Annotated in this window: 9 protein-coding genes and 6 tRNA genes; 7 read left to right on the forward strand and 8 right to left on the reverse strand. The window is 54.0% G+C overall.

Translation table 11 applies throughout. The annotated features are described in order from the left end of the window. The first annotated feature begins 200 nt into the window (after nucleotides 1-200). On the forward strand, nucleotides 201-767 hold the full coding sequence (locus R3C20_25555; protein MEZ6043878.1) for a hypothetical protein: 567 nt from the start codon (nucleotides 201-203) through the stop codon (nucleotides 765-767). Between the two features lie 31 nt (nucleotides 768-798). Here the strand turns inward: R3C20_25555 and R3C20_25560 are convergent, their stop codons facing one another. From R3C20_25560 to R3C20_25595, 8 genes are all read right to left on the reverse strand, one after another. Beyond that, entirely contained in the window at nucleotides 799-1,485 is a 687-nt protein-coding gene (locus R3C20_25560) for a hypothetical protein (protein MEZ6043879.1), read from the reverse strand. A 190-nt stretch (nucleotides 1,486-1,675) separates the two neighbouring features. Next, nucleotides 1,676-1,750 (reverse strand) — tRNA-Asp (locus R3C20_25565). 118 nt (nucleotides 1,751-1,868) lie between these two features. Then, nucleotides 1,869-1,942, reverse strand: a tRNA-Leu gene (locus R3C20_25570). A gap of 46 nt (nucleotides 1,943-1,988) precedes the next feature. Beyond that, nucleotides 1,989-2,063: transfer RNA gene (locus R3C20_25575), tRNA-Asn, on the reverse strand. Nucleotides 2,064-2,221: 158 nt separating this feature from the next. Further along, a tRNA-Gly gene (locus R3C20_25580) sits at nucleotides 2,222-2,292 on the reverse strand. A 21-nt stretch (nucleotides 2,293-2,313) separates the two neighbouring features. Further along, nucleotides 2,314-2,385: transfer RNA gene (locus tag R3C20_25585), tRNA-Lys, on the reverse strand. Between the two features lie 410 nt (nucleotides 2,386-2,795). After that, nucleotides 2,796-2,867 (reverse strand) — tRNA-Glu (locus tag R3C20_25590). A 269-nt stretch (nucleotides 2,868-3,136) separates the two neighbouring features. Next, complete coding sequence (locus R3C20_25595; protein ID MEZ6043880.1) at nucleotides 3,137-3,319, reverse strand: hypothetical protein; 183 nt, start codon at nucleotides 3,317-3,319, stop codon at nucleotides 3,137-3,139. Between the two features lie 171 nt (nucleotides 3,320-3,490). Here R3C20_25595 and R3C20_25600 point away from each other — a divergent pair, with 171 nt between their 5' ends. The 6 genes from R3C20_25600 to cas5 all read left to right on the forward strand — a co-directional run bounded on the left by R3C20_25600 (nucleotide 3,491) and on the right by cas5 (nucleotide 11,663). Beyond that, nucleotides 3,491-4,567: a WYL domain-containing transcriptional regulator gene (locus tag R3C20_25600; protein MEZ6043881.1), complete on the forward strand. Its 1,077-nt coding sequence runs from the start codon at nucleotides 3,491-3,493 to the stop codon at nucleotides 4,565-4,567. Nucleotides 4,568-5,393: 826 nt separating this feature from the next. After that, nucleotides 5,394-5,993 (forward strand): type I-MYXAN CRISPR-associated protein Cas6/Cmx6, encoded by a 600-nt coding sequence (gene cas6 / locus R3C20_25605; GenBank protein MEZ6043882.1) that lies wholly within the window; start codon nucleotides 5,394-5,396, stop codon nucleotides 5,991-5,993. Next, nucleotides 5,993-8,299: a CRISPR-associated helicase Cas3' gene (gene cas3 / locus R3C20_25610; GenBank protein MEZ6043883.1), complete on the forward strand. Its 2,307-nt coding sequence runs from the start codon at nucleotides 5,993-5,995 to the stop codon at nucleotides 8,297-8,299. The genes cas6 and cas3 overlap by 1 nt, the downstream gene beginning before the upstream one ends. Further along, nucleotides 8,287-9,951, forward strand: a complete 1,665-nt coding sequence (cas8a1, locus tag R3C20_25615) for a type I-MYXAN CRISPR-associated Cas8a1/Cmx1 (GenBank protein ID MEZ6043884.1) — start codon at nucleotides 8,287-8,289, stop codon at nucleotides 9,949-9,951. Before cas3 ends, cas8a1 begins: the two co-directional genes overlap by 13 nt. A gap of 87 nt (nucleotides 9,952-10,038) precedes the next feature. After that, a complete protein-coding gene (gene cas7i / locus R3C20_25620) occupies nucleotides 10,039-10,971 on the forward strand; it encodes a type I-B CRISPR-associated protein Cas7/Cst2/DevR (protein MEZ6043885.1) in 933 nt (310 codons plus the stop codon). A 47-nt stretch (nucleotides 10,972-11,018) separates the two neighbouring features. Further along, complete coding sequence (cas5, locus tag R3C20_25625) at nucleotides 11,019-11,663, forward strand: type I-MYXAN CRISPR-associated protein Cas5/Cmx5/DevS (protein ID MEZ6043886.1); 645 nt, start codon at nucleotides 11,019-11,021, stop codon at nucleotides 11,661-11,663. The last annotated feature ends 10 nt before the right edge of the window (nucleotides 11,664-11,673 follow it).

Genomic DNA, 11,673 nt, shown 5'->3' on the forward strand with positions numbered 1-11,673 from the left:
TCCGTTGCTAACACTTTGAGTTGACTGTCGTATCGTTTTTCAACGGTCAACCAGATAGCTAACAGCCTCCTAAGAAACGGGACTGGCTCGAGCAGGAGACCTTAAACACGATGGTCGCTGAGATCCCTGGGCGGCTCGAATGAGATTCAGGACAGATATTGTCCTTTCAAGCGTTTTCAGAAACTGACAAGGGCTGGGCTATGAAACTATCGGGACACGAATTGGTCGGTCAGCGACTTGTTGGACAGATGCCGTCAAGAGAACTGGTTGATCTATGGTGCCGGGTGACATCAAGAATCGTGAAGTACGGCTTTTCTGTCACTTACGCGGACCTGGAGGCACCACGGACAGGCATCTTTAACGGGATTCGAATCACACTGGATCCTGATGTCGATTTCGAGATGCAGTGCTTCATCCTGTTGCATCTGTTTGGGCATTCCGTCCAGTGGGTTGCCCCTTCGCTGGAAAAGAATCTTCATGATCTGCAGCATACGACAGATAAGGAGCTGTTCTTAAAGGTGCTCAAATCCTACGAATTCGAAGCGGCACGGCTCGGAATGCAGCTGATGCACGAATCAGGAATCACCCAGCTTGATCAATGGTACAGTGACTTCGTCGAAACGGACTGGAGATACGTTCGTCACTACTATCTGCAGGGCGAAATCCCCGACTGGACCACCTGCCGTGCACACGGTTGCGAGATCATCCAGCCTATGCCGATTCCCACCCTGCAGCTAAAGGAAGTCGCTGTCCGTTTTGCCTTCTGAAAAAGAAAAGCCATTTAAACGTGGCCGGCCACTATCGCGCTGCCAGTTCGGACTCCCATTCAAAGGTCCGAGTTTCCCGGATGCCATCCAGCCAGTAGGCGGAACTTGTAATGTTCAGATGCACGACATCATCGTGCTGCCCATCGACATCAACTGCCCAGATAATCCCGTTGGCATCGGCAATGACTCCCGTTGCGATCTGTTCGCCAAAGAGACGATTCAGGATTGCTCGGTTGTCCATGGCCTCAGAAAGCATTCGGACGAGCAAAGCTCTGTCCATGCTTCCGGAAAACTGCGTCAACTGCGCTGGATCAGAACATTGGATGGACAACGACACCCTCATGGCGTCCGGGGCCGGAAAGATCATGCCGTTGACACAGTTCAGCAGGCTCGCGATGGCAAACATCGTGTGATGAAATTCCAGATCGGCCGATTTTTCCCAAAGCCGCTCATGCTGGCTATCGACGCTGTAATTCCTGATCTGGCCATCGGTCAGGTGCTTTCCCAGTTTATGCCGGAGCAGGACGGCCGCTGCTTCCGATGCCTCAAGGTCCTGCAATGCAAAGAGGCACATGTCGCGAAGTTCGTCTGCGGCAAAATCGGCGGCCCCTTCGACGTCCAGTGCTTCCAGGATGGCGACATATTCAGCTGGCTGCCAACTCCCGTCCAGTTCGGTTAGTTCTTCAATTCGGTCGACAGCAATGCTGAATATCGTCATTCGGGTTTCCTGAAAGAGTGGGCGATTTCCCTCAGCATAGCACAGGCGACCTTCACAAACGAATCATGCATGGATTTCGCAGCTCCTGCATTCAACTCCGCGAAGAATTCCGAACGGAATGCCTCGAATCAACCAGAACAGGATGAAACCAGCGACCCTTACTGCGCCGTTTCATGCATCACGAAGAAAACACCCTCGATCGGATTTGAACCGACGATCTTCGCATTGACAATGCGACGAGCACTCCTGGCTGCTCTGCGAGGGTAAACAACGAACCGAAACGATGCTCTGACCTTTCCGGCGGCAAATGTTCATCTGATTTCATCACCGTCTTCGAAGCCCCGGACATCCTTTTCTCGATCGAAAAACGGCATAACAACAATTAGCACCGGAGAGATTCGAACTCTCAACGTCTCGGTCCTGAACCGAGTGCCTCTGCCAGTTGGGCTACGGTGCCGGATTGATCGGGTACCAATGGGATCGGGTGCCGAATTGATCTGAAGCTCCGGAGGCAGGAATCGAACCTGCGTCAGGGCGGTTAACAGCCGCCTGCCCGTCCCAGCACGGGCTCCTCCGGAATATGACTGCAGTCATCCTGCGTGCCTGTCCTGGCTTTTCAACGGACAGCTAAACGGACACTGTGTCTGATTGGCGTTGTACGGAATCGAACCGCTCATCCCAAAGGCACGCGGGTTACAGCCGCGTTCAGATCCCACTCTGGAGCAACGCCGTCGACTGCAACTGGCCGGAATCGAACCGGCATTGTCACGTTGGCAACGTGATGTCCTGCCATTAGACGACAGCTGCTGAAATTGTTCACACGCACACTGGGCCCGGAGAGATTCGAACTCTCGTGGACGCCGGTTAAAAGCCGGGTGCATTCCTGTCTGCCACGAGCCCCTGATCGAAGTAAGTGGGGGCCGCGCGTTTTCGGCGTGTTCGTAAGTGAGTTGTCCATCTGCTGGTCGTCATTCCGGGATCTCCGAAGGTCACTATTACAGACGCTGCGCTGTGCACAGCGATTGAAAATTCACCCGGGCATCGAATCTCGCCGGTATTCAGACGTGTCAGCCGCCCGGGGTTCATTCAGTCAATCAAAGCACCGACGAGACGATTTGAACGCCTTGCGCGAGGGTTGGAAGCTCGCTGCTCTCCCAGGAGCACATCGGTGGAAAGTGTTTCTCAGTTCAAACAGCCTGCCCAGGATTCGAACCTGGAATAAGACATTCGTAGTGTCTGGTGATATCCAATTTCACTAACAGGCTCTGGTGATTCTGTTGTCGGCGAGCACATAACCCGCTGTTTCTGAATGACGCGAACCGGATTCGAACCGGCGTCCACGAGGTGAAAGCCCGTGTGTCCTTCCAGTAGACGACCGCGCCAAAGTGGCTTCGTACGACAGCAGTCGCTTCTGCCCCAGCGGACGGCTGCTTCCGTAACAACTATCCGCCAAAGAGACTGCCAAACAAAAGGGCATGGGAGTTGAAAATCAGGTGAGTTGACGGGCCATCGAATCCTCGTCGGCAGTGCTTCAAACTGCCGCCGGACCATCTCAGCAATCGACCCATAACACTGGCCACACAGGCAACAAAAAAGCCCGGAGCCAATGATGACTCCGGGCTTTGCTTTGTCAGCGTTGCCGTTTCGGAAGTCACCCATCTGCTTTCCATGCGAATTCGTCACACAGATAGCTGCCCGTGCCGTTTTTGCGACGTTCATTCAGCCGTAGCTTCTCAGCGCCGGACCAGCGTTCGTCAGCACCAAAACACCCAAACAGAGAGCTGGATGATTCGTCAGAAAGTCGGTTCAGATTGGTGAAGTTGAACGAAGGCATGACAACGATTTCCTGTTGGTGAGTAGATGCAAACTAAGACGCCGGTACTCCGCCCATGGTTCGCAGAATCCTGAAAGAATCTGAAAAACATCACCCCCGGTTTCTCACCTTCTCTTGCAGACCAAATCGCTGTGCGCATGCAGCATGCAATCTCCGAAATCCTGAAAAATCGTGTTTGCAACGACAATAGGTGTCGTGGCTCTGTGGGTAGAATCTGCCAGCCTTAGTGACAACAACAGAAAGACACCCGTGCTTCCATCAACACGCCCTCCGCTTCGACGTTTCCTTGCGATTGAAAGTGCCGTTCGTAGTGGTGCATATCCAAACTCCGAATCTCTGGCTGTCGAACTGGAAGTAGATGCCAGGACAATTCAGCGGGATATCGCGTTCCTGAAGGATCAACTTGGGGCGCCTTTAGTCTTCAGTCGGAAGCACAATGGCTATCTGCTGTCGGATCCATCGTGGACATTGCCGTCGTTTCAATTGACCGAAGGTGAACTTATCAGCGTTTTTCTGGCGGAACGATTGATCCGCCAGTATCGGGGGACGCCTTTCGAAACGGACCTCGCCCGAGCTTTCGACCGAATCACCCGAATGCTGCCTGAGGAAATCACCGTGAGCCTGAGTGCAGCAGCAGACACTCTTTCTGTCACTCCGTGCGTGCTGACCACACAGGATGTGGAAACCTTTCATAACCTGACCAGCGCCATTCAGCATCGTCGGAGGTTGCGACTGCTTTACTGGTCCGCTTCGCAGAATCTGGAAACCGAGCGGATGGTCGATCCTCTGCATTTATCACTGGTGGACAACGATTGGTACCTGATTGCGTATTGCCACACGCGGCGTGACGTCCGCATGTTTTCCACTGTGCGGATCCGACACGCCGACTCAACCGGGCAAACCTTCGAGCGGCCTGTTGATTTTGACATCAATACCTACCTGGGGAACAGCTTTCGCGCTGTCCGCGGCGAGAGCGATCAAACCTGGCAAGTGACCCTGAAATTCCGCTGCGAAATGGCTGGCCGCATCAAAGAGAAAATCTGGCATCACACCCAGCAACTTGAGCCGCAGCATGACGGCAGCCTTCTGATGAAACTCACTGTCAGCAGCCTGATCGAAATCCGCCGTTGGGTGCTGTACTGGGGAGCAGACTGCCAGGTGCTGGAACCGGAGGAATTGAAGCAGAGGATCAGCCAGGATCTTCGCGAGATGCTGGCTCAATTTACGGAGAATTCTGCGACCGGCTGATCGTTGCACCAAGAATCAATCTGCGCGGATTGGTACTGAAGAACCTCTTTTCCTTGTTTTGCAACGTATCGCCTGACGGCATCAACGAAAAAATCATGCATCACTGAAATGAACATTAGATCAGTAGTAACATGCTCAACGCCTCTCGGCATCCCTTCAGATTAGTTGCGAAAATTCGAAGATTTCTGGGAAAACTTCGCAGATTCGCGACTTAGTAGACATCGCAATTATTCTGCGATGGTTACAACAGAACTAATATTAGGCGATTCTCATCAGTTTTGCAAACTGGAGCATGACGATGGTAATGGATTCGAAGAGCGAAAATTCGATTCTCACAGAGTTGCAGGAGGCGAGCCTTCGTCATGCACGCAAACTCCGTTTGCCCCCAGAAGACTTGGTCAGCATTGTGGTCGCTGAGATTTGGGAGCAAACGGACGCACCCCCCGAGGTTATCGAGTACTTGACGCAAAAGATGGTAAGGCTCCCCGCCAACGCTGCACAGCGGGAGCGTCGGGCGAAGCGCCGACTGCATCAGTGTGAGGAAGCTCGTCGCTCACAAATACTGCACAGCATTCAAGAACGCATTGATGGCCAAGATTTGAAGCGAATTCGCGACGTCGCGATGGAGAACTGTGCTGATGAATTGGATCAGGCTCTGATTCTCGTGCTGATGCGGGAGCATCCCGAATTTGAAAGTCCGCTGCAGGTGTTTCAACGCTATGGAACCAGCAATTCAGTCGGGTACCGACGCTTGGCGTCGTTGAAGGAAAAATTGCGTCACCAACTGTCGGGTTTACATCTCTCAAACTAAGTCAGGTATGCAACCATGCAACTCGACCTTGAATTTCCGGTGTTTTCGACGTCCGCCATTTCTGCAGATCACGGCTATCACCTGTATGCCGGATTGTCGAAAGCACTGGCAACGGTACATTCAGAAAACGGCATTGCCGTGCATCCCATCACTGGTCGGCAAATCGGCGACCGCATGCTGCAACTGATGCCATGGAGCTCCGTTCGCATTCGAACTCCGCAGGACCGCATTGGCGATCTGATTGGATTGGCGGGTAAGACCGTGACCATCGGCGACCGCCAGGTCCGGCTGGGTGTCCCCAAAGTGCAGGGCCTGGAACCCGCGACCGCTCTTCGCAGTCGCCTGGTCACGATCAAGGGCTTCATGGAGGCGGAATCATTCGCTCAAGCCGTCCGACGCCAACTGGACGCATTGGAGATTAGCGAACGAGTCATCCTGACCATCGGCAAACGCCGCACCATCAAAATCCGCGACAAAGAAGTCGTCGGCTTCGAAGTCATTCTGGAAGGCCTGACCGCAGAAGGAAGCATCGCCCTGCAGGAACAAGGAATCGGCGGACGACGGCATATGGGTTGCGGGGTGTTTGTATTGGCAAGATCAGAGGTGAAGGCGTAATGCAGCTTCTTGCGAAATCGTTCCACGGCAGCACGGTGCCTGAAGAGGCAACGTTATTCGGGCATCTTCGTGCGGTGCATGCCAGCGCGGTGAGCATACTGGACACATGCGGTGATTCGATGCTCGCTGCGTTCGATATTCCGGCGCGTCACCTAGATCGCTTTCGCAAGCTCCTTGCCATGGCTGCGGCGCTGCATGATGTCGGCAAAGCAAACTCACACTTTCAGGGAATGTTGGCTCAGTCGGAAGAACGAAGTCGCTACAGCTTTCGACAGGCCCTGCGTCACGAATGGGTTTCGCTGCTGTGGCTTCAGCAATTGGAAGTTCAGCCGTGGATTCGAGAAGTGTTCAAATCAGATGCGGATCTCCTGACGCTGGAATGCTGTATCTGCGGGCATCATCCCGGTGCAAAGCGACCGACGCCGCCTGCCAGCATCGAAGGTGCCGGCTCTGAAATGGCCACGTACTTTCACGAACAGGCTTTTGATGAGATCGCTGACTGGTTACAGCAGTTGAGTGCTTCGACTCAGAAGCCGATCCTGCCAGAATGGACTTTGAAATTCGACGCAACGTCGGCGAACGATCCGAACGTTTCGCTTGCTCGCTGGCACATGCGTGCGAACACACGCTTCGAAAACCTTTCAACAGTTGATAAACGACTTGTTGCTGCTGCCAAAGCGTGCATGGTGGCGGCGGATGTCGCGGGGTCCGCACTGACTGAGCGTCAAAGCAGTCCGCAAGAACAACACCAGTGGATTCGTTCTACGTTGGCAGCCGTTCCGAAGGCTGCGCAGATTGAGGAACTGGTGAAAGAACGTCTGAATGGTTTTCCGGAGCGGCCGTTTCAATCGAATGTGGCCAGTTCGACAAGTCGAGTCACGCTGGTGACCGCAGGCTGCGGATGTGGAAAGACTGTCGCCGCGTGGCTCTGGGCAGCTCGGCAATGTCCTGGCCAGCGAGTGTTTTTTTCATACCCAACGACCGGAACGGCGACGGAAGGCTTTCGCGGTTATCTGTTTGATCACGATTCACAAACTTCAAAGCTGGGGGCGGACCTCTTCCACAGTCGCGCTCAGGTGGATTTTGAAGTGATTCTGGATGTCATTGAAGACGGACAGGCCGAGGCGATCGCGGAAGAGCAACTGCGGATCTATTCGCTGAAGTCCTGGTCAACACCTATTATTTGTTGCACCGTCGATACCGTGTTGGGCATCATTCAAAATCATCGACGCGGGCTGTATTCGTGGCCTGCGCTGGCACAATCCGCATTCGTCTTTGACGAGATCCATGCTTACGACGACAAGCTGTTTGGCTGCTTGCTTAGGTTTCTCAGCGATCTGCGAGGAACAAAGGTACTGTTAATGACGGCGAGCCTGCCCACCCCACGACTCGCGGCCATCCAGCAGGCCCTGGACGACGAAGAACCCGCCAGCATCATTGTCGGGCCGCCAGAACTGGAACAGCTACCGCGTTATCACCGCGAACAGCCAGACGATATTGATGCTCGTGTTCGTGAAGAACTGGATTGCGGTGGTCGAGTGCTGTGGATCTGTAATGTTGTCGATCGGGCGATGGAAGTGGCCGATCGATTCTCAGACTGGAATCTGCTGATTTACCACAGTCGATTCCGCTACGAAGACCGTGTGCAGCGACATAAAGACGTGGTGGCAGCGTTCTCGCCAGGCAGCAGTCAGAACGGAAGCCTGGCTATCTGTACTCAGGTTGCCGAGATGAGCCTTGATATCTCGGCCACACTTCTGGTCACTGAACTCGCTCCGGTTCCGTCGCTGATTCAGCGTTTGGGACGGCTGAATCGCCATGCCAAGCCCGCAGACCCTCCGCCGGTGACGATGCCATTTGCTGTGGATTACCCTCGCAAAGAATCGGGTGCAATCAAAGAAATGCCCTACAGCTTTGAAGTCTATGGTGACTGGCCTCAAGTGACAGAGTCCTGGCTTAGCCAGTTGGGCGATCAGAATATCAGTCAGCAGTCACTGGCGGATGCATGGGAAAACCTGAATTCGGACCGCGAAATTGAAGGGATCGACAGCAACTGGATTGACGGAGGTCCAACCACACAGATTGATTCGGTCAGAACAGCATCACCAGGTGTCACAGTGGTGCGCGCCGGAGCCGACGCGGACGCTTGTCTAGCTGATTCGTCCAGATTGGCTCGCGTGTCCATTCCCATGCCGCAGCCGTACAGCAAGGGATGGACAGGCTGGCCACGAATCAAGGGCGTTTTGATCGCGCCGGAAGACACTTTGATATATGACAGTCAGCGAGGTGCCAAATGGCAAAAGTAAGAACGGAATATCCCCAAACACTGACGATGAACCTGTTCGACCCAGGAATGACGATGATGCATCGAGCGGGCTTGGGCGGGCTTGCATGTTCACTACGCGCGATCGAACGAGATGTTCAAAAGAAGAAGCTGCCGGAAGACCGCAGACCGGGTGGAAAATGGGCCAATGGCGAACCACCGTGGATCATCTCAGAAAACGCTATCACACTGGATTTTGGAGAGGCGGAAAAGGCCGCAAGCTGGCTGAAAGCATTGTTTGAGTACTCATTCGGGCTATCGTCGGATGCTGAAGGAAAGCTCATTCATCTGCCTGGGCAATACGGCAAGCTGGTTCCGAGCCATCCGGTCAGAGCCTATTTGCAGCAGGGAATCACGCTCACTTTCTTGCAGCATGGGCAAACTCGAAAGTTGGCCAAGAATGAAACCGTTCTCACATTCAATCCGGAAGAAGATTCCGGCAAGGCTCTTCAGTATCAGTTCAAAGCCTGTACGGAATATAAACATCAGCAAGGCTGGAAAGATATCACCGACTCGAAAGGGCGCATTGAGCTGAAGCCTGTTGAGATTGCGGGGCCGCTAAGTCCGGGTGCCGTGGTACGACACAACGCATTTTCGACGCCCACGAAACTCTTCGATCTACCCGCTCAGATTCTTCCGTTGTACTTCGCGGTCGTCGGATGCCTTCCGCTGACGCTGAATCGAGGATCCGGGGTTCTGCTGATTCCGGATGTCACTGACCTGATCATGTTCCCGTCCATCCGAGCCGCAATGACACCGCGGACAACTCGCGAATGTCAGATCACGATCGCCAGTGATGCAGCCCTGCAGACTCAGTTACGTCTTCGGGCGACTGAAGAGATCAACAAGCGAGATCTGCCCGCTTGCCATGTCGTGACATTTCAGCCAACGCCATGGGCTTCGCAACAGAAATCGCGAGTTGACACCATCACCGTGGACCCTGGCAGTGACGAAGTGCTGAGCCAGTTCAGTGTTGCGATGAAGGAACTGAGTCCTCGCATTGCCACGCGAGAAATCGAGGAATCCAGTGGGCGGGGAAAGCAACGAGTCGTCACGAAACGTTCCGAATCGTTTTGGGTCGACAGCATTGTGCGTCCGCTGGTCGCCACGAACCTGGCTCGTGGCCGTCCGTGGTATCACAACTTTGTGGAGTTGATGACAAAGATCGATCCTGTCAGCAAACGTCCGCTACGGGACAAATTGTTCTTTGAAAAGAAAGGCTTGAAAGCAATGGTCGAAAACGTGCCGTGGAGCGACACCGGTGAATCAACAATCGTGAACGCTGTTCACGAATCCATCGGTCGCCGATATGGACTGATTTCCAAGGAGAACAAAGGAAATTCCACGGCGATGAAGAATCGCTGGAAGGGCGAATACGACCGCTGGCGACTGGCATTCGCCGGAGCTAAGACCTCGGAACAGTTTCGTCGTTCACTGTGTGACCTTTTTAGTCGAGCAGGTGTGAACAGCATTCTTCAGGAAAACTGGCCCAACATCCTGCCCATGCTCTCCGACAATCGCTGGCAGCAGACTCGAGACCTGGCCCTGTTGGGCCTGGCAAGTTACTCAGGCAAAGGTGCGAAGGAAATCGAAGAAGCGATTGTGACTGACGCAGATTCAGAGGCAGAAGAATAGTTCATTCGCTTCGACCGTTTGTAGTCCCGCCTTCAGGCGGCATGTGGTCAATCATTCAAACCCAACTTGTTGATTAAGGAAACTCAGATGACATTGCACGTCTTCGGAAACATCGTCACGCCTTTTGGAACAGCGGCCAATAACCGAGCTGAAAACGAAGGCAATATCACCACGTTACAGAAACTGATCTGGCACGGTGCGCCGCATTCAACGGTCAGTGCGGAAGCTATTCGCTTCGCATTGCGGCGATTGCTGTCCGAAGCGGAAGAAGCGGGAACAAACCGATCATGGAATGAAGATGCTCGCGTGAATGAATGGGAAGATCACGAGTTCAAAGGCTGGGCGTCAGAAAAAGGTAAGACCTATATCGACGACGACCTTCTGGGATACATGCGAGCGGATGCGGCCAAGGAGGAGGCGGGTGAGAAGAAAGGCTCTGCCAAAGTGCGCCGAGCCGTCCTGGAAATCACACGCGCGGTTTCTTTGACTGCCTGGTCAGGCGACGTCACATTTAACGCCGCATCGCCAGGAGCTACCCCTTCTGCATCAAAAGGCAACGATAACAAAAGCAAGAATCCGGTACCATATGGCACCGAAGTTCATGCCACACGTTACCAATTCGGATTTGCCATGACGCCCGCTCGATTACGCGATCCGTCACGAGCCGCTAAAGCCATTTCCGCATTGGGCAGCCTCCGGACGGTGGCGGGAAATCATGGTCGGTTTCTGTTCGACTTTTCACCGGAAGCCATCGTATTGCGAATCACCGAGGACCCGGCACCTCGTTTGTTGTATTGCTTTGATACCGCAGATGGCGGCCGCACAGTGACGGCCGAAAGCCTGATCGCTCGGATTAAATCCGGCGATGTTGCCGCCGATGAACTGATGATCGGTGTTGCTGATACCGAAAGTCCATTGGCCAAATCCATGAGCGACGCAGGGCTCAAAGTCCACGGCGTCAGGGCTGCGATTAATGGCGCAAGTGAGCGCATCACCTCGGCGATTTCTGCATCCGCCTGACCACTTTCGCTGTCCATTCTGCTCACAGTTTGTCTCCGGAGGTGTTTGTGTTTGGAGTCTACGTCACAGTACCAATCGCCTGTTTTCGACGCGGCATGGCCAGAGAATATCTGGAAACCGAGGTCATCCCGCCTCCCTCGACGTGCTATGGGTTTCTGCTTTCGCTTGTCGGCGAAACGGATCGGCATCGGCATCTGGGATGTCGAGTCACATCTGGGATCTTTGGAAGCCCTGAGGTCAGTGTCGTGCTGCGTACGGTCTGGCGGGTCAAGAAAACGCCGCTTGGATCTGCAGGCAATACGCGTCCGGACTATCAGCAATTGCTGACCGACGTGCATTTGGTTATCTGGCTGGATTCATCCGGTGAATTCGATCAAGAGAACACGCTGGAGACGCGAGTTCAACGAGTTCTTTGTCCGACGACGCGAGGTGAGATTGATCGCTTCGGAGGTTTGGCTTTGGGAGAGAGTACTCACATGATTGATACGGTCTCGCCGTTGGAAAAATCCCGAGACAGACTGCCACAACAGACCGATTTTCAACTCTTCCAGGTCCATGAACAGGGCCGCCTAACATTGCCGGTGTGGGTGGATCATGTGGGTTCCGCCGGAACACGGTACGCGACGGGGAACCTGGAGAGAAACGAACTCGGGTCGCCCCCATTCGACCGAATGCCGGTGATTTTGCCCTGACAAAATCGAA

Source organism: Planctomycetaceae bacterium, assembly GCA_041398825.1.
Lineage (GTDB): Bacteria > Planctomycetota > Planctomycetia > Planctomycetales > Planctomycetaceae > F1-80-MAGs062.

What these genes read in the sequence shown, in the direction of transcription:
- R3C20_25555 (MEZ6043878.1), top strand. Translation starts at nt 201, where the DNA reads ATGAAACTATCGGGACACGAATTGGTCGGTCAGCGACTTGTTGGACAG.
- R3C20_25560 (MEZ6043879.1), bottom strand. Translation starts at nt 1,485, where the DNA reads ATGACGATATTCAGCATTGCTGTCGACCGAATTGAAGAACTAACCGAA.
- R3C20_25595 (MEZ6043880.1), bottom strand. Translation starts at nt 3,319, where the DNA reads ATGCCTTCGTTCAACTTCACCAATCTGAACCGACTTTCTGACGAATCA.
- cas6 (MEZ6043882.1), top strand. Translation starts at nt 5,394, where the DNA reads ATGCAACTCGACCTTGAATTTCCGGTGTTTTCGACGTCCGCCATTTCT.
- cas3 (MEZ6043883.1), top strand. Translation starts at nt 5,993, where the DNA reads ATGCAGCTTCTTGCGAAATCGTTCCACGGCAGCACGGTGCCTGAAGAG.
- cas8a1 (MEZ6043884.1), top strand. Translation starts at nt 8,287, where the DNA reads ATGGCAAAAGTAAGAACGGAATATCCCCAAACACTGACGATGAACCTG.
- cas7i (MEZ6043885.1), top strand. Translation starts at nt 10,039, where the DNA reads ATGACATTGCACGTCTTCGGAAACATCGTCACGCCTTTTGGAACAGCG.